Genomic DNA, 18206 nt, shown 5'->3' with positions numbered 1-18206 from the left:
GGCCACGCGCCCGCCCGTCGCCGCGGTGGCGGCTCCGCGTGGGCCGGTCCCGCCCTCCCATATCTTCCGGAGTTAGACACATGACCAAGACGCTCAATGTGGCGATGATCGGTGGCGGTTTTATGGGCAAGGCCCATGCCATGGCCTACGCATCAATGCCGATGTTCTTCTGGCCCGCCCCGGCGATCCCGCACCGCAAGGTCGTCGTCGACGTCACCGACGAGTTGGCCGAGGACGCTCGCCAGCGCTTCGGCTTTGACGAGGCCTCATCCGACTGGCGCGCGGTTGTGACCCGCGACGATATCGACGTGGTCGACATCTGCACCCCCAACAACGTCCATGCCGAGATCGCCATCGCGGCGGCCAAGGCAGGCAAGCACATCATCTGTGAGAAGCCTCTGGCGCGCGGGGGCGAGGAAGCGCGGGAGATGCTCGACGCGGTCGAGAAGGCCGGCGTGATCCACATGGTCGCCTTCAACTACCGCCGCACTCCCGCTGTGGCGCTGGCGCGGAAATACATCGAAGAGGGCCGGATCGGAAAGATCCTCAACTTCCGTGGCACTTACCTGCAGGACTGGTCGGCCGATCCTGACGGGCCGCTCTCTTGGCGCTTCCAGAAAAAGATCGCCGGGTCCGGCGCCATCGGCGATATCGGCACCCATGTCGTCGATCTGGCGCATTACCTCGTCGGGCCGATCTCGGCTGTCACCGCGATGACGCCCACCTACGTGACGACACGGCCGGTGCAGGCCGGGGGGCAGGACAAGCTCGGCGCCAGCGAGAAGAACGCCGATGCGGAGCGTGCTACGGTCGACGTCGACGACGAGGTCGTGTCGCTGCTGAAGTTTGAGAACGGAGCCATCGGCTCGCTCGAGGCCACGCGCAACGGCTACGGCCGCAACAACTTCATCACCTTCGAGATCCACGGCACCGAGGGCTCGATCCTGTTCAACTATGAGCGCCGCGACGAGCTGCGCGTCATGTTCAATAGCGACCCCGCCGACGCGCGCGGCTTCCGCACCGTCTATAGCGGCCCGGCGCATCCTTACGGCGAGGGGCTCTGGCCGATCCCGGCACTGGGCATCGGCTACTCGGAGACCAAGATCGTCGAGTGCTATGATCTGTTCAAGGCGATCGCCACGGGGGTGCAGCCCTCGCCCAACTTCGCGGATGGCTACCTGACCGAGCTGGTCGCCGATGCGCTGATCGAGTCCGGGGAGACGCAGCAATGGGTCAAGGTGAAGACGTGACCGCCGCGCCGCAGGCGGTGGTGATGCGCGGCATTGCCAAGCAGTTTGGCGGTGTGCGGGCGCTGGCCGGGGTCGACTTCGAGGTCGAGGCCGGCGAGGTCCACGCGCTTCTGGGCGGCAACGGCGCGGGCAAGTCGACGATCCTGAAAGTGCTCAACGGCGTGCATGCGCCGGATGCCGGCACGATCGAGATCTGCGGCCAGCGGATCACCCAGCCCTCGCCGGAAGCGGCGCGGCAGGCGGGGGTGGCGATGATCTTCCAGGAGATGAGCCTTGTCCCCTCGCTGACCGTCGCGCAGAACGTTTTTCTCACGCGCGAGACCAAGACCGGCCTCGGGCTGATCGACGACCGCACCGCCGAAAAGAAGGCGCGTGCGTTGTTCGAGATGCTCGAGGTCGACGTTAACCCCCGGGCGCTCGTCGCCGATCTCGGTGCCGGGCAGCGCCAGCTCACCGAGATCGTCAAGGCGATCAGCCAGGAAGCGCGGGTGCTGGTGCTCGACGAACCATCGACGGCGCTGTCGGTGTCGGACGTGGAGCGGCTCTTCACCTTCTTGCGCAAGCTCAAGGATCGCGGCGTGGCGATCATCTACGTCTCGCACCGCATGGACGAGATCGCCCGCATCGCCGACCGCGCCACGATCCTGCGCGATGGGCGACACGTGATCACCGCGCCGCTGTCGGAGCTACCGATCGACACGATGATTGAGCACATCGTCGGCAAGCGGTCGCGCGGCCTGTCGGATGTCGCGCGCGAGCAGGTCGAGATCGGCGAGCCGCTCTTGGAACTGGTCAGCGTTTCGGGCCGTCACAAGCCGCGTGATGTCAGCCTGACCGTGCATCGCGGGGAAGTCGTGGGGCTGGCCGGGCTGCTCGGTTCGGGCCGCTCATCGCTCGCCCGGGTCATCGCGGGGATCGAGCCCTGCACGGCGGGCGAGATCAGAGTCGCGGGCACGCCGATCGAGATCCGCAGCCCGCGCGATGCCATCGACGCGCGCATCGCGCTGGTGCCCGAGGCGCGCGCGACCCAAGGTATCATCGCCGCCCATTCGGTCGCCGCCAACCTGTCGATGGCGGTGCTCGACCGTGTGTCGTCCAGCGGCGTCGTCAGTCGCCGCGCCGTCGAGGAGGTGGCCGATCACCAGATCGAACGGCTCGCGATCAAGACCGCCTCGCGCGATCACGCGGTTGGCACGCTCTCGGGCGGCAACCAGCAGAAGGTGGTGATCGGCAAGTGGCTCGCCGCCGATCCCGACATCCTCGTGCTCGACGAACCCACGGCGGGCATCGACATTGGGTCGAAGTCCGAGATCATCCGGCTCGTCCGCGAGCTGGCACGGGCCGGCAAGGCCATCGTGATGATCTCCTCCGAACTTAGCGAGCTGCTGACCGCCTGCGACCGCATCCTGGTGATGTCCGAAGGCCGTGCGGTCAGCAGCTTCGCGCGCCACGACCTCGACGACCCGGATCTTCCGGCCGACGATACGATGCACCGGCTCCAGGCGGCCGAGCAGAAACTCCAATTTCACATTCAGGAGGCCCTGAAGCATCAGGGAGTGCGCCATGTCCACCAGCGATAGCATTCACGTTTCCGGGGTCGCCGCCCGCTTCGGCCTGACCAACTGGCGTCAATACATCATCTATATCGGCTTTGCCGTGATCTTCGCGATCTTCGCGCTGACGCTGAACGACAAGGGGTTCCTCAACCCCAACAACCTGCTCAACATCGTGCGGCAGACGGCGATGATCGCGGTCATGGCGATCGCCATGACCTTCGTGCTCTCGTCGGGGGAAATCGATCTCTCGGTGGGCGCGGTGGCGGGGCTCGCCTCGGTCACGGCGGCGATGGCGATCGCTGCGGGCGGCATCTTCTTCGGCGTCGCCGCCGGTCTGGCCACAGGCATCGCGGTCGGCGTCTTCAACGGGCTCCTGACCACCCGGATCGGCATTCCGTCGTTCCTGACCACGCTCGCAATGATGGGCATCGCCAAAGGCGTTGCGATGTGGATCAGCGGCACCGCCGCCGTGCCGATCATCAACCCCGGCTACTCGTGGCTGTTCGGCGGCGGCTCCATCGGCATCGTGCCGGTGCTGCTTTTGTGGATGCTCGGGCTCGGCGCGGTCGGCCATTTCGTTCTCAAGCGGACGACCTTCGGTCGGCGCGTGCTCGCTACCGGCGGCGGCGAGACCGCGGCGCGCTACTCGGGGATCGACACCAGCTCGGTGAAGTTCCGGGTTCTCGTGGTCTCCTCGATGGCTGCGGCCCTTGCCGGAATGCTCTATGCGGGCCGGTTGCAGTCGGGGCGGTTCCAGCTCGGCGAAGGCGACGAGCTGTCGGTGATCGCTGCGGCGGTACTCGGCGGCACCAGCCTCTTCGGCGGCTACGGCACCGTCATCGGTACCATCGTAGGCGCGCTGATGATCGGCCTGATCAACAACGGCCTGATCCTGATGGGCCTCGAGTTCAGCCAGCAGCTGATCGCGCGTGGCGGCATCATCATTCTCGCTGTGGCGCTGAGTCAGAAAAGGAACTGAGCCATGAAGCCAGGTTGCACAATCATCGGAACCGTTGTGGCGAAGCCCGACACCCGGGCCGAGCTGCAGGAGATCCTGCATGCGCAGGTCGAACCCACGAGGGCCGAGGCGGGCTGCTTGAACTACGATTTCCACGCCGATGCCAAGGACCCTTGCGTCTTCGTGTTCTACGAGAACTGGACAACGCTTCAGGATCTCGACGCGCATCTGACCAAGCCGCATCTCAAGCCGCTCTTCGACCGGCAGGGCGAGTTGCTCGCCCGCCCGGTCGAGATCCGGCACCTCGAGATGCTGAGCGACATGGCCGGCTGAGCCGCGGTGAAATGGGAGGATCGACATGGGCAGGATGAAGGGGCCAGGGCTGTTCCTGGCACAATTCGCAGGCAACGAGGCACCGTTCGACACGCTGGAGAACATCACCAGATGGGCGGCGGGGCTGGGCTATCGCGGCGTGCAGATCCCTTGCACAGACGCGCGGCTGTTCGATCTCGGCTTGGCAGCCGAGAGCCAAACCTACTGCGACGAGCTGCGCGGCATTTGCGCCGACGCAGGGGTCGAGATTACCGAGCTGTCGACCCATCTTCTGGGGCAGCTGGTCGCGGTCCACCCGGCCTACGACCTCGCGTTCGACGCTTTCGCGCCGCAGGCAACGCATGGCAAGCCCGCGGCGCGGCAAGCCTGGGCGGTCGAGCAGCTGATGCTCGCCGCCCGCGCCGCGCGCAACCTCGGGCTCGACACGACGGTCGGCTTTACCGGGGCGCTGGCCTTTCCCTATCTCTACCCTTGGCCGCAGCGCCCGGCCGGGCTGATCGAGGAGGCCTTTGCCGAGCTGGCGCGGCGCTGGCGACCGATCCTCGACGCCCATGATGCGCAAGGCATCGACATCGGCTTCGAGCTGCATCCCGGCGAGGACGTCTTCGACGGCGCCACCTTCGAGATGTTCCTCGACGCGCTGGATGGCCACGAGCGGGCGCGGATCAACTACGACCCGTCGCACTTCCTGTTGCAGCAGATGGATTATCTCGCCTTTATCGACCTTTATCACGAGCGCATCTGCGCCTTTCACGTGAAGGATGCCGAGTTCAATCCCGACGGGCGACAGGGGGTCTACTCGGGCTATCAGCCGTGGCTGAGCCGCGCCGGCCGTTTCCGCAGCCTCGGCGACGGACAGGTGGATTTCGGGGCCGTCTTCTCGAAGCTGGCGCGGCATGGCTACGACAGTTGGGCTGTGCTCGAATGGGAATGCTGCCTGAAATCGCCCGAACAGGGGGCGGCGCAGGGCGCGCCCTTCATCGCGCACCACATTATCGACGTGACGGACAAAGCCTTCGACGATTTCGCGGGCGCGGCGACGGACGACGCGCGCAACCGCGCGATGCTCGGGCTGGAGGGCACGGCATGAGCAAGATCAGGCTCGGCATGGTCGGGGGCGGCGAGGGATCGTTCATCGGCTATGTCCATCGCGTCGCGGCACGGCTTGACGGCGAATACGAGCTGGTGGCAGGCGCACTTTCATCACGTGCCGACGTCGCGCGACGCTCGGCAGCAGAATTCGGCATCGCGCCCGCCCGCGCCTATGACAGCTTCGAGACGATGGCCCAGACCGAGGCGGCCCGCGCCGACGGGATCGAGGCGGTGGCGATCGTGACGCCGAACCACATGCATTTCGGCCCAGCCAAGGCGTTCCTCGAGGCGGGTATCCACGTGATCTGCGACAAGCCGCTCACCTCTAGCCTCGCGGATGCCGAGGCGCTCGCCGCGATAAAGCCAGACAATGGCGCCCGCTTTCTGCTAACCCACAACTACACCGGCTATCCGATGGTCCGCGTGGCCCGGGCGATGGTCGCCGAAGGGCGGCTCGGCAAGCTCCGCGTGGCGCAGGCAGAATACGTGCAGGACTGGCTCACCGAGGCAGTCGACACCAAGCAGGCCGAGTGGCGCACGGATCCTGCCCGCGCGGGCGGCGGCGGCTGCATTGGCGACATCGGTACCCACGCCTACAACCTGATGCGCTTCGTCTCCGGCCTGCAGCTTGAGGCGCTGAGCGCCGACCTCGCCGCCTTCGTGCCGGGCCGCAGGCTCGACGACAACGTCCACATGATGCTGCGCTTCGAAGGTGGGGCGCGCGGCATGCTCTGGGCCAGCCAGGTGGCGCCAGGCAACGAGAACGGCATTGCGCTGCGGCTTTATGGCGACAAGGGCGGGATCGAATGGCGGCAGGCGGAGGCCGACACGCTGTGGTTTACCGCCTTCGGCCAGCCCGCGCAGCGGATTACTAGGGCGAGCGCGGCGGCCGATATCTCCAACGCCGGGCACCGTATCCCGCCAGGCCATCCCGAGGGCTATTTTGAAGCCTTCGCCACGTTGTACCGCGACTTCGCGGCCGTGATCCGAGGCGAGCCGCGGGAGGAGCTTCCCGGGCTGGCCGACGGGCTTGAAGGTATGCGCTTCGTCACCGCCGCCATCGCCTCCAGCACGGCGAACGCGCGGTGGATTAGCCTTAATGATATCTGACGAAGCGGGTGTAATTGGTCAATATCTGGCTCATCTTGGTGATTGCCAAGAACTCCGCTGGAGCAGCCTCGGAACGCCGCGTCTTGATGCTACACTGCGCGATCGCATCACCAAAGGCGTCGAAGAGGAGGCAGGACAGCACTCGGTTGCCGAGCTGGCGGCCGAAAGCTTGTCGAGATGCTTCGATTCGTCAGGGAGTGAGGCCACAGCGGAGCTGGCCGAAGGCGCATGGGCGTGATCCGAACCTGTAGTCGCAGTCGGTCTTCGCGGGCCGATACCCGGCAGAAGATTCCGACGGTTGGGGCTTCGAGGACAGGGCGCGCTGGGGCACACTGTGGACAGCAGCCGGTGAGCAGCGGATCCCGTCGGAGCAAGGACGCTATCATGATCATTACGAGGGGTTCGCGCGCGCAGCTTGGGACGGAACGGAGCCGCCCGTCAGCGCCGAGGAGGCCATGGCAGTACTCGCGGTGCTGGATGCCGCATGGGTCAGCGCTGAAGCGGGGCGGGAGGTGAAGCTTGATAGCCGCAACTGACTCCGGTGGCTTTCGCGAATTTGCCTGCAGGACGGTTCGAGAAAGGCGGTGCAAAAGTGCCTCGTTGGCGTCATGTGGGCTGATGCTCGATCCCCGTCGGGAAGTCGATATCAGGATCGGGAGGTTCCGCGGGCGTACAGGCGTTCCCGATCAATGCTCCACCTTGCTGTTCGACGGCCTCTCGGCCCCCTTTAACACGAGGCGCGTCGAGCCGCTTTCCAAGTAGGCGCCTTTCAAGTTTGACGACGCCATCCTGTCCGGGCAGCTGAATTACAGCGAATATTCTTCCGTCGGGCTGATGCTCGACCCGTACCAGCTGACCTTTCATCGTCCGGATGACTGGAGCGAGTTGTCGAAGTCGTTCGGCTAAGGTCAGATGCTGATCTTGGCTCCCAAGAGTTTGGCCAATTCCCGCATGGCCTGTGCCACTTGGTGGAGCTCTTCTTTCTGCGCTTCCATGCTGGCCTTCAGTTCGTCGCGGTCTGTCCGGATCACCCGCAACTCTTCCTGTACGTCCCGCAGGACCGTATGGACGCGAATCAGCATCCCGTGTCCACTCGGGTCGGTTTCCGTCTCCAGCAGATCGAGCAGCGGCATCAGTTCGTCGAGCTTGCCATCTATCGTGGTCATCTTCTGCAGCATGAGGCTGTCGTGCTTCAGCGGTTCGATCGGGGAGGGCGGGATGTCGTTCTTCGACATGGGAGAGCCTTTTCTCTGGAGGAAGGGATGTGTCGTATTGGGCCAGCTGCCGCATGGCGTCGCGCAGGTCGAGCAGGCTGCTCAAAAGACGGAAACGCTTTACCAACCGATACCGCCGCTCGAGCTGTCGGGGATAGTAGGCCTCTCCGAGCAAGCCGAGCCGACCCTCGAAGCCATGGCCATCGACCTCGAATGACATTACCTGATGGTAATTGGAGCTCAGCTTGGCATCGTAGCCCGCCTCCGACAGACCGGCAATCAATGCTTGGTGGGAGTCAGGCACCAGTCGGCGGAATAGGTCCGACAGGACGGCAACGAGCCGCGCTGCCGCGGGCCCCCGTTGGCGTCGCTTCGGGACGTGCGGCACGAGCCGGGGCGGTGCTGCGGGGTCAAACTCTGGCAAGAGCGGCTGCCCGAAGGCTTCGCGCAGCTTGCGATCGTTCGCATTCGACTGTGCGTACGTCAGGTTAAGGTTGATCGGTCGACCAAGAAACGTGACCTGCGCGACGGCGACATGGAAGTGGTCGCAGGTCCGGTCGGTATGGCGAACGGCTGCCCACGGGATGGCATGCGGGTCGATCCCACGATGCGACAGCTCGGTTGCGATCATTCGCAATGCGACGCTGTCAGCCGCACGTGTCCCCTCGGGCAGCGAGAGGGTGATGTGCAGGAACGGTCGATCGCCTCCTAACCGGACGAGGCGCTCGGTCAAGTCATCGCGGCCGCGCCAGTAGAGTGATCCACCTAGAGGCTTGGTTCCCGATTTGTACATATAGCCTGTCAGTTGCCGGGCATCCTCCACCTCCCTGTTATGTGCTCGCATCGGATTGCCTCACATGGTCGATGACCGCCTGCATGGTGACGTCGAGCCGATGGGCGAGGTCGATTGTCTTGCGGCGGGAGAGGAGGCGATCATCGGGGCGGTGGTGCAAATCGCTGGCGAGCGCGAGAATGCGCCCGAGAAGCACTTCGAGGTCATCGTGCCGAGGCATGCTCATCGCCGCCTCGCAGTTCACGAGGTAGGTCGAGAGATTTGAACCGGCCGCTGTCGCGCGCTCGGTCATGGCCCGATGACGCCTCGCCGATACTCGAACCTTGATCGTTTCTTCTTTCTTCCCACTGTCCGGACCGACGTCCGGTAGGATCGGCAGGACGCCCGGCGGCACCCAAGTATTGTCGCGATCCTCGAACACGATGGACGAGATTACGTCCTGCTTGGTGTCATCTGACCCTGTCGTAACGTTCGCACTTGTTTCGTCAGCCATGGCTCACCTCCTGCCCTCCACCGTCGATCGCCCACTGGGCTCATCGATATAGTCTGCATCATAGAGGTCGCCCTCTGCGTGCAGGAGAGGGTATCGGCCATGCGACACGCGAAACCTGTGGATTGTCGGATTCCGTTCGACGCCCTTTGGATCGGAGCGACGGCACCTGAATCGTCTTGGCAGCATGCCGCGACCGAACGTCCCCCCGGATCGGAGCGACAGGGCGCCCAGTTTCCTTGGCATCGTATTTCAATCTTGATGCCGAGATTTTCTCCGCCTGGTCCGTCGGCGGGGGGTTATAAGGACCTAGGGAGTGGGCCCTGTCCAGTCGTGGGAAACACTCAGGGCACTGTCTTCTACTATGGAAACACCCCGGCCGATGGTTGGGGCATTCGCCGCCCTGCCGAAGGCTGCCACTCGTACGGCGGGCAGCCATCTACAAAGAGAAAAGGCCCGGACGAAACGCCCAGGCCGTATAAGTTTTCCGCAAAAAGCCGAACGTCAGGGCCTTAGTTCGACAGGCTCTCCGAGCAGCGCTAGCAACGCCTCGCCCTCGATCTCCTCCTCGACCAACAACCGATGGGCGAGCCTCTGCAGCGTTTCGAGATGCAGTTTGAGCAGGTGGCCTGCCGCTGTCTCGGCCGCCTCCAGCCGCTCCCGGACCTGAGCTGCGAGGGCGCGGTCGAGGGTGAGATGCTGAGCCGATCCCGGGATCCAGAGCGGTCCTTGGCCGCCTAGGCCGAACACGGTTTCGATCCGGAGCGCGGTCTCCGTGGCCATGGCCAGGTCGCTGCCCTCTCCGCCACCCGCGCCTGCCGAAACGTTGCCGAGCAGCAGCCGCTCGGCGGCGCGTCCGGCGAGCAGCGTCTGCAGTCGCACCTCGAACTGAGCCAGCGTCTGCGGCTCGACCAGCGTCTCGACCTCGACCATGCCGCCAGTGAGCGTCAGCCGCATCGCCATGGGGCGAGTGATCCCAAGCAGATGGTGCGCTAGCGCATGTCCCGCCTCGTGGATCGCGATGCGCTCACGATGCGCCGCACAGCCCCGCGGCCGCAGACCGTCGAGCGCGCGCTGGAGATCCATGCCATCGATCGCTCGTCGGGCCGCCCGCGCCGTGGCCCGGGCCTGCCGGATGAGCGCGGCGATGTCGGCTGCCGAAAGCCCCGCCGCCTGTCGGGCGAGCGGCATCAGGTCGAGGCCGGACAGATCGCGACCCAGATGATGGCGCAGCATGCCCGCGATCTGGACCGGGCGCGGCAGCGGCAGTTCCAGGATGCGCCCGAGTCGGCCCGGACGGCGCAGGGCGGGATCGACGAGTTCGGGCAGGTTGGTAGCGCCGAGCACGATTACGCCTTCGCGGCCGGACGTGCCGTCGATCAGTTCCAGCATCGTTGCGACGACCTTGTTCTCGTAAGCAGCGCCGCGATCGCTGCCCCCCGCACTGCGATTGCCGATCGCGTCGACTTCGTCGATGAACAGGATGCAGCCGTTCGGCATCCGCCGCGCCTCTTCGAACGTCTCCCGGGCTGCCCGCTGCATTTCCCCGAGGTGCCCTGCCGCCTGCCACTGCGCATAGGAGGCGGCAACCAGCGGCACACCGGCGGTCCGGGCCAACGCTGCTGCGAGCATGGTCTTGCCGGTGCCGGGCGGTCCCCAGATCAGCCACCCGGTCTCGATGTCCGTCCACGGCAGATCGCCAATGCGCCAAGCCTCAAGGTCAACTGCGAGCTGGGCGAGCGGATCATGCACGGCCTGCGGCAGGTGCAGTTCCCCCAGGCATGGTCCGGTGCCGCCCTGGTCCCGCTGCATGCGCTCGGCCTGACGCCCCAGCGTCTCTGCGACCGCGAGGGTCGTCGATTGGCGTAGCGCATAGACCAGCCCGTCGGGAGAGGTCGCCGCAAGCGCTGCGGGGGTGGGCAGCCGCCTACGGATCTCCGCCTCATGCAGGTAGCCAGTCGCGCTGCACCAGCGTCGCAGCATTGCCAGCAGCAGATCAGCGTCGAGCGGAGGCAGCGCTACGATGGGCAGACCGAGCGCCTGCAGCTGCGGGCTGAGTTGATTGCGGCTTTCGACCAGAACGACCAGTGGCTCCTGCCGGCGCAGCTCGGGCAGCGCGTCCTGTGGTCGATTGGTGCGGCGATGCCGCAGAACTTCACCGCTGTCGTAGATCAGCGATCCGAGAGACGGGATCGCGGTCGGCAGGTTCGCGTGCATCACCGCGCCGAGCAGGGCGATTTGTTCTTCTGGGGCCGTGCGGATCAGCCGGACCAGCTCCTTTAAGGCCGTTTCCGTTTTCACACTGGCAGGACCGTGGTCGGTCTCGATGATCGTCACGGCCGATGGCGCAAACAACTGCGCAATGTGGTTCTCTCGCGCCAACGCTACGCAGAGCGGCAGCAGGTCGATCAGATCCTCGAGTGCGGCGGGAGGATACGGGGGCACCTGCGTCCTATGCGTCTGCATGACCGCGTAGAGGTCGATGCCGCAGGCGGCGGCCTCGGCGACCTCTGTCGGGCTGCGACCGATGGCGGCGGGGCAGGGCGGGCCGAACGGCACCTCTTCCTGCGGCGCGACCGGGGCCGGGCCGGGATCCTCGATCTCCGGAAGGTTAACCGGACCGCCAAAGATCGCCTCGACGGCTTCGTCGTACGCTCCCATGGTTTTCCGGTACTGACGATGCGCGGCGTTATCGGCACGATGCCAGTCTTCAAGGGCAGCGGCATGCGCCTCGGCCGCTTTGCGCGCCATCAGCCAATCGAAGAGCAGCACGCCGCCGGTAGCATGGCAATGGCTGTCGAGGTGGGAGGCGACATCAGCTGAGATGAGCAGGGTCATAGGGGCAGTGCAGACGTTGGAGGCAGGGCAGGGCATCAGGGACATGGAAGACCTCGTCATGTGTGGAGGATGCAGGGGGTCGGCCCGATGCCGCGGGGCATCAGGAGTGGTGTTTGCGGAGGGGAGAGATCGGGTGGGCGGTCAGTGTGTAGGGTCAGCTACCTCTCTGCGGGGGAGGCAGATCCTTGCGACCGGTGTCAGTCTGGCAGTTGGGGAAACAGGCGCCGGAGGACGGGGCGCCAACGCTGCTCGAGGGCGTCGGCGCGCTGTGGAGCCCGGCCGATGACTCGCAGATTCCGCGAGACCTTGCTCCATGTGCTCCGGCGCGCCATCCGACCTGCCGCCTCGACGGTCGAGTTGCCCACCACGGCGACGACCCGGCTCCAGTCGCGCAGGCTCGGCGCCTCAAGGGCCGAGTTCAGGATCGCCGCAGCCGCATCATTGGCATAGCCCGAGGGCGCCGCCTTGCGGCCGGTGAGCAGCGTGACCAGCACCGGTACGATGCGATCAAACCCATCCTGCTGCGCGTCGTGCCAGCTCAAGTCCGCACCGCAGCTCTGCACCAAGAGGGTGAACGCGGCACCGGCAGCGCGGCTGTCACCCCGGGCCAAGGCATCGAGCATGACGCGGGCCAGCGGATCCACCGCGATGCTCGGGTGCCGATCCGGCACGTCGAGACCGAGGAATGTTCGCACGGCATCGAGTCCGACCAGTTCGCTGCTCCACTCCAGCCGGTTGTCGATCTGAGTTACCGTCACCTGGTGCAGCCGCAGCGCGCCGGCGCACTTGCTCTCGGCCAGAGCCTCGTCGTCGATGGCGAAAACCGCCCCGCCCTGCGGCCAGTAGACGTCTTGGAAGCCCTGCAGGGGCAGCGAGGCGTCCAGCTGCGTCTTGTCCATGACCCACAGCAGGGCGACGCGGGCGTCTGCATAGAACTGCGCCCTGCCGACGATCGTTGCCATCTGCGGCGAGGCGAGCTGAACTTCGAACGCGATGCGGTCGCCGGAGGCCAGCATGGCCAGCACGTCGGGACGGCGAAACCGCCGATCGGCGATCACGGGCTGCTCGGCTGCGACAGAGATGACCTCCACGTCCCTGTACAGGGCGTCAACCAATCCCTTTTTAAGCGCTTCGTGTCGCACCCCCTCCTGGCGCCCTTCGAACTGGCGGGCGTTGATCGCATCAGGCGTCATGCCTTCCTCGGTATTAAACAGGCAGCCGACGGCGCGGCTGTTCCGGGCATGGTAGAACCGGGCGCGGCGGCCGCCCAGCTCACGGCACGACCGGACGCTGTCGGTCCGTACGAGCAGCGGGCCATTGCAGGACACGCAGCGGAACGCCGGTGCCCGGGCCACATGCGACAGGGTCGTGGTCCGGCGCAGCTGCGCCAGCTCGGATGCATCCAGCGAGTCGAGCAGGGAGGCGGCGTAGGCCATGTCGCCATCCGGATAGCGGCGGCAATCGAGGACGACATCGAGGAGGCGGGGAACAGCAGTGGGGAGAGGGGTCAGCATGGCAAACTCCTAAGTTTCAGCAGGCCGCAGAGGCTCACCCGAAGCCACCCATAGGCGCTACGGTGTTTGCACTGGCGAACCTCTTTCGTTATGTTTCATACATAGGAGTGCTGATGGGTGAAGTAAAGTATGAAACATAGTAAAGTAGGTTTAGAACGTGATAAGTATTGAGCAGGTGAAAGCAGCCCGCCTCTTTCTGCATATGGATCAACGACAACTGGCAGAGCTGTCAGGAGTATCCCTTCCCACTATTCAACGGATCGAGAACCCACAGTTCGGCCCAACAAGGTCTTCCGTTAGGATTGTCACTGCAGTGAAGGAGGCCCTAGAAAAGGCTGGTATCGAATTTCTGCCTACTACTAGTGAGGCAGGCGAAGGGGTTCGCCTCAAGATGCAGCAGTAAAAGTTGCTACCGGCGATCTTGGAATACTGAACCGCCCCGGGTTTGTCGGAGGCTCCAACTCCTGAGTAAGGTGGAGCATGAGCAAGACGACGAACAAGTATGCGCCTGAAGTGCGCGAGCGTGCGGTTCGCATGGTTCTGGGCAACGAAGGGCAGCATGAGTCCCGCTGGGCGGCTATCCTGTCGATTTCGGCCAAGATTGGCTGCGCGCCGCAGACGCTGAACGAGTGGATCAAGAGGGCAGAGATCGACAGCGGCCAGCGAGCGGGCATACTGGCTGAGGCCGCCGAGAAGATGAAGGCGCTGGAGCGGGAGAACCGCGAGTTGCGCCAAGCCAACGAGATCCTGCGGAAGGCCTCAGCGTCGATCACGCCACTCGAACCGGTGGCGTGACATGATCGACTTTGCGCAGGCGGAGCTCGACCGCCGGTCGAAATGATGGTCGCCTTTATCGACGAACATCGCCCAGAACACGGGGTCGAGCCGATCTGCAAGGTGCTGCCGATCGCCCCGTCCACCTACTATGACCACGTAGCGAAACGGGCTGATCCGGCCCAGCGGTCGGAGCGTGACAAGCGGGATGCAGAGCTGCGCCCCGAGATTGCACGCGTGTTCGATGCCAACTTCGTAAGCGAGGCCTACGGCCCATTCCCTTCTGATCTCGTCCCTGCTGCGCGCTCCGTCCTATCCTTGGGATGTGGATCAGGAGAGTGCGATGTCGAACGGGTTTGCGGGGCGCTATGAGGTTCTGGAGGATCGCGCCGCCGGGCGTCGGACGTGGCCTACGGACGCGAAGCTGCGGATTGTAGCGGAGAGCTATGCACCCGGGGCGATGGTCAGCGAGGTGGCTCGGCAGCATCGGCTAATGCCGTCGCAGGTAACGACCTGGCGACGCCTGCATCGCGAGGGCAAGCTCGGTTCGGCCCCGGTTGCGGCCCCGCCAGCCTTCGTGCCGCTGATGCTGGACGAGCCTGGGTCTGAAGCCGCCTCCCTTTGGCCCACGCCCGAACCAGAGGCGGCGCCCTTCAAGCGGATCGAGATCGAGGCCGGCGGGGGTGTAGTGATCCGGCTGGCGCCTTCCACGCCGGCAATGCGGATCGCCGAGATCGCGACGGCGCTGCGCGAGGCTCGGTCATGATCCTGCCGGGTCAGCGCCTGCCGATCGTGATCGCCATGCGTCCGGTCGACTTCCGCCGTGGGCACGACGGTCTCGCCGCCACCATCCAAAACGAGTTGGGCCTCGACCCCCATTCGGGGCTGACGGTGGTGTTCCGCTCCAAGCGCGGCGACCGGATCAAGGTGCTGGTCTGGGACGGGACTGGGTTGGTCCTGATCTACAAGCGCCTCGAGGCCGGGAGCTTCACCTGGCCGAAGGTTCAGGACGGGGTCATGCGCCTGTCGCGGGCGCAGTTCGAGACGCTCTTTGAAGGTCTGGATTGGAGACGGGTGATGGCCCGCCGGGTGTCGGCACCAACGGTGGCCGAATAAGAAAGTGCTATATTTTACTGGGTGATCGGACCGGAACGAGGTATGGTTAGCCATGTCGTTGCCCCTCGATCCGAACCTCCTCGAAAGCCTTCCCGCCGAACTGCGAACAGCGGTCGAAGCACAGATCGAAGCGCTTGCCGCGGAGCGGGCCGCGCGCCTGCACTTGGACGCCGAGAACGCGGACCTGCGTGCCAGCGTGTCCGATCTGCGCAAGAGTAATGCCGAGCTGGCGGCGCTGAACGCCCGGCTCGAGCATCTGGCCAATGAGATGAAGCGGGCTCGGTTCGGCCCTCGGTCAGAAAAGCTGAACCCCGACCAACTTGAGCTGGCCTTCGAAGACCTCGAGACCGCGATTGCCGAGGCGCAGGAGGAATACGATACGGCGGCTGCGGCCCGTAGCCAATCACAGCCCGTCCGTAAGGCCCGCATGTCCCGGGCCCTCCCGAAGGAGCTCCCACGCGAGGAGCGGGTGATCGAGCCTGAGAACTTGGCATGTCCCTGCGGCTGCGGCGACATGGTCCGGATTGGCGAAGATCGCTCGGAACGCCTCGACATCACACCTGCCCAGTTCCGCGTTCTCGTTACGGTGCGTCCGCGTTATGCCTGTCCGAAAGGCCGAGCCGGTGTTGTCCAGCAGAAGGCGCCACCGGCGCTGATCGAGGGCGGTCTGCCTACCGAGGCCACCATCGCCCATGTGCTCGTCTCCAAGTATTCTGAGCATCTCCCCCTGTATCGCCAGGCCCAGGGGATGGCTCGGCACGGGCTTTCCATCGATCGCTCGACATTGGCCGACTGGGTGGGCCGGGCCGCGTTCCATCTTGCCCCCGTAGTAGACCGGATGGCCCAACTGCTGAAGCGGTCCAGCAAGCTGTTCATGGACGAGACCACCGCGCCGGTGCTCGACCCCGGTCGCGGCAGGACGAAGACCGGCTACATCTGGGCGATGCTGCGGGACGATCGGCCTTGGGACGGTGACGATCCGCCCGGGGTGGTCTTCGCCTATGCCCCGGGGCGGGGTGGTGCTCATGCGGAACGGATGCTGAAAGGGTTCGAGGGTATCCTTCAGGTCGATGCCTATGGGGGCTACAACCGGCTGGCCGACGACAGGCGCGAGCATGGTGCTCCGCTGCGGCTGGCATACTGTTGGGCTCATGCTCGACGCGAGATCATCAAGGCGACGCCAAAGGCGGGATCGCCGATCGCCGAAGAGACGCTCAAGCGTATCGCCGCGCTCTATGGCATCGAGAAAAACATCCGCGGTCAGGGTCCCGAACGGCGCCGCACCGAGCGGCAGGATCGATCCGTGCCATTGCTCGACGACCTCAAGGCATGGCTCCGCGCCCAAGCGGCACGGTTGTCACGCAAATCCGAGATGGGAAAGGCTATCGCCTACATCCTGACCCGCTGGGACGGGCTGATCCTCTTCGCCGACGACGGCCGGGTCGAAATGGACAGCAATCTCGTCGAAAACCAGATCCGTCCGCTGGCCCTGAACCGGAAGAACGCCCTCTTCGCCGGCCACGATGAAGGCGCACAGAACTGGGCCCGGATCGCCTCTCTTATCGCCACCTGCAAGATGAACGGTGTCGAGCCCTTCGCCTATATGCGCACCACTCTCGAGGCCATTGCTACCGGCCATCCCCACGCGCGCATCGACGACCTCCTGCCGTGGGTCTTCCCCAAGACCGCAGTCAAAGCTGCGGCTTAAACTGCGAACGAGCGGCCGATCCGGGCTTGGGCTATGGGGAGAAACCACCGCTTACCCAACTTCCGCGTTTACGGCGTCCGCAAGGTGTGGCGCCAGCTGGAGCGGGAGGGTTTCGACGTGGCGCGCTGCACGGTGGCGCGACTGATGAGGTCCATGGGGCTCCAGGGCGTCATTCGCGGTAAGCCGATCAAGACAACCCGATCGGCCATTGCCGCTGATATAGCGGCTCAACCCGGCGCGATCACCACCAGATGCGGCTGATGGGCCGCGGCGCGCATCGCCGCCGCTAGGTCTGGCAGGGCACGTGCGCCGGCCGCGATCAGCTCGGCCCGGCGGCGGGGGCCGGCGATGTCGCCGGCCAGATGCGCCATAGCGTGGCTTATGAGCTCCTCGCGCCAGAGCAGAGGCCGGTCGAGCATAGCCAGAGCCGGGACAATCCCGCGCTCGATCCCCTCGGCGCGGTCGAGCCAGTCAGGGGCCTCGGCAAAGACCGCGAGCGTGGCCTGAATGCCCGGGTCGCGGATCGAGATCAGCCGCAGATGACCGGTCACCGGGTCGAGCCGGGCCTGCGCGCCATAGGCGCCGATCCGGTCGCGGACATGCGGCCAGAGCCAACCAGTAGCGAGGCGCTGCGCCGCCGCCGCCACGCTGCCCGGCTGCGGGCCGAGATCGAGGCCGCGCGCCACCGTCGCCGCGGCGACCGGCAGCGCGAGGCGGACGGGTCCTAAGCAGGGGGGCGCCGGCCGTGCCGGGCTTGGCGGGGCGCCTTCGGCGACGGTTCGGGCCAGCGCGTCGTGCAGTGCGTCCAGCGTCGCGGCGGGACCGGAGAGCGCGCAGAAGGGGCGCGTGCCGAGCAGCCGGTCGCGCAGCGCGGCGAGGCGGGCGGCGTCGGCCCTGGCGGGGGCTGTGAGCGCGGCCTCGGTCGCGCCCGCGGCCCCCATCTGGGCGCGCAGCATCAGGTCGGCGGCCTCGTGGCCCTGCCCGGTGAGGTGCGCATGATGGCGGGCGGCGCGGGACGCCGCCAGCGGTGCCGGGTCGGGCAGGGGGGTGGTGCCGCGCGCGAGCAGTGCGGCGACCAGTTCGCGCGCCTCGGCCACCGGCGCGGTGCCGCGCAGCCAGAGCCGGGCGGCCACGCCGCCATCCGGGCGCGGGGCGGCGCGGGTCTCGGCGGTGATGCCGGGGGGCGCGGCGTGGCGCAGCGCCTCGGCCAGCAGACCGGCAAGGGGCAGGTCGGCGGCAGGCAGCTGCGCGAGGTCGAAGCCGAGATCGAGCTGCACCAGACCGCTGTCTCTCGGCATCGACAGCGCCTCGGCCGGGCCGATGCGAACGAGACGGGCGGGGCGCTCGGGGGCGTCGCGCGGCCAGTCGGCGCGGGCGGGGGCGCCGAGTGCGGCGCGCGCGCCGGGCCGTTCGGGGCGGTCCATGGTCGCGGCGAGGCGGCGGGCGCGGCGGCGGATCAC

General features: G+C 66.0%; 17 protein-coding genes, 4 pseudogenes and 1 other annotated feature. Of the genes and pseudogenes, 15 read left to right on the top strand and 6 right to left on the bottom strand.

All coding sequences use genetic code 11. The features are described 5' to 3' along the window. Positions 1-80 precede the first annotated feature (80 nt). The 8 genes and pseudogenes from CJ301_RS16255 to CJ301_RS19340 all read left to right on the top strand — a co-directional run. Positions 81-1250: a Gfo/Idh/MocA family protein gene (locus tag CJ301_RS16255; RefSeq protein WP_099278415.1), complete on the top strand. Its 1170-nt coding sequence runs from the start codon at positions 81-83 to the stop codon at positions 1248-1250. Next, positions 1229-2830: a sugar ABC transporter ATP-binding protein gene (locus CJ301_RS16250; RefSeq protein ID WP_099278414.1), complete on the top strand. Its 1602-nt coding sequence runs from the start codon at positions 1229-1231 to the stop codon at positions 2828-2830. The genes CJ301_RS16255 and CJ301_RS16250 overlap by 22 nt, the downstream gene beginning before the upstream one ends. After that, a complete protein-coding gene (locus CJ301_RS16245; protein ID WP_099278413.1) occupies positions 2814-3785 on the top strand; it encodes an ABC transporter permease in 972 nt (323 codons plus the stop codon). The genes CJ301_RS16250 and CJ301_RS16245 overlap by 17 nt, the downstream gene beginning before the upstream one ends. 3 nt (positions 3786-3788) lie before the next feature. Then, entirely contained in the window at positions 3789-4097 is a 309-nt protein-coding gene (locus tag CJ301_RS16240; protein WP_099278412.1) for a putative quinol monooxygenase, read from the top strand. 25 nt (positions 4098-4122) lie between these two features. Continuing rightward, positions 4123-5187 carry a sugar phosphate isomerase/epimerase family protein gene (locus tag CJ301_RS16235; RefSeq protein WP_216823318.1) on the top strand — a complete coding sequence of 355 codons (1065 nt, stop codon included), beginning with the start codon at positions 4123-4125 and terminating at the stop codon, positions 5185-5187. After that, positions 5184-6299 carry a Gfo/Idh/MocA family protein gene (locus CJ301_RS16230; RefSeq protein WP_216823317.1) on the top strand — a complete coding sequence of 372 codons (1116 nt, stop codon included), beginning with the start codon at positions 5184-5186 and terminating at the stop codon, positions 6297-6299. Before CJ301_RS16235 ends, CJ301_RS16230 begins: the two co-directional genes overlap by 4 nt. Beyond that, complete coding sequence (locus tag CJ301_RS18855) at positions 6289-6537, top strand: hypothetical protein (protein ID WP_162620583.1); 249 nt, start codon at positions 6289-6291, stop codon at positions 6535-6537. The genes CJ301_RS16230 and CJ301_RS18855 overlap by 11 nt, the downstream gene beginning before the upstream one ends. 67 nt (positions 6538-6604) lie before the next feature. Then, a pseudogene (locus tag CJ301_RS19340) lies at positions 6605-6835 on the top strand (Gfo/Idh/MocA family oxidoreductase); the annotation flags it as partial. Positions 6836-7207: 372 nt separating this feature from the next. Here CJ301_RS19340 and CJ301_RS16225 read toward each other — a convergent pair. Continuing rightward, entirely contained in the window at positions 7208-7534 is a 327-nt protein-coding gene (locus CJ301_RS16225) for a hypothetical protein (protein ID WP_099278411.1), read from the bottom strand. Between CJ301_RS16225 and CJ301_RS16220 the strand changes: the two genes are divergently transcribed. Then, positions 7518-7730 (top strand): hypothetical protein, encoded by a 213-nt coding sequence (locus CJ301_RS16220; protein WP_099278410.1) that lies wholly within the window; start codon positions 7518-7520, stop codon positions 7728-7730. The genes CJ301_RS16225 and CJ301_RS16220 overlap by 17 nt on opposite strands. 234 nt (positions 7731-7964) lie before the next feature. Here CJ301_RS16220 and CJ301_RS19410 read toward each other — a convergent pair. The 4 genes and pseudogenes from CJ301_RS19410 to CJ301_RS16205 all read right to left on the bottom strand — a co-directional run. Further along, positions 7965-8306 (bottom strand): annotated as a pseudogene (locus tag CJ301_RS19410) (relaxase/mobilization nuclease domain-containing protein); the annotation flags it as partial. Positions 8307-8343: 37 nt separating this feature from the next. Next, positions 8344-8799 (bottom strand): hypothetical protein, encoded by a 456-nt coding sequence (locus CJ301_RS16215; protein WP_099278409.1) that lies wholly within the window; start codon positions 8797-8799, stop codon positions 8344-8346. Between the two features lie 501 nt (positions 8800-9300). After that, complete coding sequence (locus CJ301_RS16210; RefSeq protein WP_162620582.1) at positions 9301-11634, bottom strand: AAA family ATPase; 2334 nt, start codon at positions 11632-11634, stop codon at positions 9301-9303. Positions 11635-11831: 197 nt separating this feature from the next. Next, positions 11832-13148: a DUF6035 family protein gene (locus CJ301_RS16205; RefSeq protein ID WP_099278407.1), complete on the bottom strand. Its 1317-nt coding sequence runs from the start codon at positions 13146-13148 to the stop codon at positions 11832-11834. A 157-nt stretch (positions 13149-13305) separates the two neighbouring features. Here CJ301_RS16205 and CJ301_RS19275 point away from each other — a divergent pair, with 157 nt between their 5' ends. The 6 genes and pseudogenes from CJ301_RS19275 to CJ301_RS16180 all read left to right on the top strand — a co-directional run. Continuing rightward, entirely contained in the window at positions 13306-13551 is a 246-nt protein-coding gene (locus tag CJ301_RS19275) for a helix-turn-helix domain-containing protein (protein WP_099278406.1), read from the top strand. A gap of 77 nt (positions 13552-13628) precedes the next feature. Continuing rightward, positions 13629-14195 (top strand): annotated as a pseudogene (locus tag CJ301_RS16195) (transposase); the annotation flags it as partial. Further along, positions 13950-14063, top strand: a sequence feature (AL1L pseudoknot). Its footprint overlaps the pseudogene before it by 114 nt. A 70-nt stretch (positions 14196-14265) precedes the next feature. Further along, positions 14266-14688 (top strand): IS66-like element accessory protein TnpA, encoded by a 423-nt coding sequence (gene tnpA / locus CJ301_RS16190; protein ID WP_254050179.1) that lies wholly within the window; start codon positions 14266-14268, stop codon positions 14686-14688. Next, positions 14685-15038, top strand: a complete 354-nt coding sequence (tnpB, locus tag CJ301_RS18850) for an IS66 family insertion sequence element accessory protein TnpB (RefSeq protein WP_162620581.1) — start codon at positions 14685-14687, stop codon at positions 15036-15038. The genes tnpA and tnpB overlap by 4 nt, the downstream gene beginning before the upstream one ends. 52 nt (positions 15039-15090) lie before the next feature. After that, positions 15091-16746 carry an IS66 family transposase gene (gene tnpC / locus CJ301_RS16185; RefSeq protein WP_099278405.1) on the top strand — a complete coding sequence of 552 codons (1656 nt, stop codon included), beginning with the start codon at positions 15091-15093 and terminating at the stop codon, positions 16744-16746. A gap of 57 nt (positions 16747-16803) precedes the next feature. Further along, positions 16804-16950 (top strand): annotated as a pseudogene (locus tag CJ301_RS16180) (IS3 family transposase); the annotation flags it as partial. Between the two features lie 23 nt (positions 16951-16973). Here the strand turns inward: CJ301_RS16180 and CJ301_RS18845 are convergent. Next, positions 16974-18206, bottom strand: a 1233-nt coding sequence (locus CJ301_RS18845; RefSeq protein ID WP_216823316.1) for a hypothetical protein, incomplete at its 5' end; no start/stop codon positions are given.

Origin of the sequence: Limimaricola cinnabarinus (assembly GCF_002723615.1) — a bacterium.
Taxonomy (GTDB): domain Bacteria; phylum Pseudomonadota; class Alphaproteobacteria; order Rhodobacterales; family Rhodobacteraceae; genus Limimaricola; species Limimaricola cinnabarinus_B.
The sequence above is the reverse complement of the archived record's forward strand: the minus strand, read 5'-3'. Positions and strand labels throughout refer to the sequence as shown.

What these genes read in the sequence shown, in the direction of transcription:
- CJ301_RS16255 (WP_099278415.1), top strand. Translation starts at nt 81, where the DNA reads ATGACCAAGACGCTCAATGTGGCGATGATCGGTGGCGGTTTTATGGGC.
- CJ301_RS16250 (WP_099278414.1), top strand. Translation starts at nt 1,229, where the DNA reads ATGGGTCAAGGTGAAGACGTGACCGCCGCGCCGCAGGCGGTGGTGATG.
- CJ301_RS16245 (WP_099278413.1), top strand. Translation starts at nt 2,814, where the DNA reads ATGTCCACCAGCGATAGCATTCACGTTTCCGGGGTCGCCGCCCGCTTC.
- CJ301_RS16240 (WP_099278412.1), top strand. Translation starts at nt 3,789, where the DNA reads ATGAAGCCAGGTTGCACAATCATCGGAACCGTTGTGGCGAAGCCCGAC.
- CJ301_RS16235 (WP_216823318.1), top strand. Translation starts at nt 4,123, where the DNA reads ATGGGCAGGATGAAGGGGCCAGGGCTGTTCCTGGCACAATTCGCAGGC.
- CJ301_RS16230 (WP_216823317.1), top strand. Translation starts at nt 5,184, where the DNA reads ATGAGCAAGATCAGGCTCGGCATGGTCGGGGGCGGCGAGGGATCGTTC.
- CJ301_RS18855 (WP_162620583.1), top strand. Translation starts at nt 6,289, where the DNA reads ATGATATCTGACGAAGCGGGTGTAATTGGTCAATATCTGGCTCATCTT.
- CJ301_RS16220 (WP_099278410.1), top strand. Translation starts at nt 7,518, where the DNA reads ATGTCGTTCTTCGACATGGGAGAGCCTTTTCTCTGGAGGAAGGGATGT.
- CJ301_RS16225 (WP_099278411.1), bottom strand. Translation starts at nt 7,534, where the DNA reads ATGTCGAAGAACGACATCCCGCCCTCCCCGATCGAACCGCTGAAGCAC.
- CJ301_RS16215 (WP_099278409.1), bottom strand. Translation starts at nt 8,799, where the DNA reads ATGGCTGACGAAACAAGTGCGAACGTTACGACAGGGTCAGATGACACC.
- CJ301_RS16210 (WP_162620582.1), bottom strand. Translation starts at nt 11,634, where the DNA reads ATGACCCTGCTCATCTCAGCTGATGTCGCCTCCCACCTCGACAGCCAT.
- CJ301_RS16205 (WP_099278407.1), bottom strand. Translation starts at nt 13,148, where the DNA reads ATGCTGACCCCTCTCCCCACTGCTGTTCCCCGCCTCCTCGATGTCGTC.
- tnpA (WP_254050179.1), top strand. Translation starts at nt 14,266, where the DNA reads ATGTCGAACGGGTTTGCGGGGCGCTATGAGGTTCTGGAGGATCGCGCC.
- tnpB (WP_162620581.1), top strand. Translation starts at nt 14,685, where the DNA reads ATGATCCTGCCGGGTCAGCGCCTGCCGATCGTGATCGCCATGCGTCCG.
- tnpC (WP_099278405.1), top strand. Translation starts at nt 15,091, where the DNA reads ATGTCGTTGCCCCTCGATCCGAACCTCCTCGAAAGCCTTCCCGCCGAA.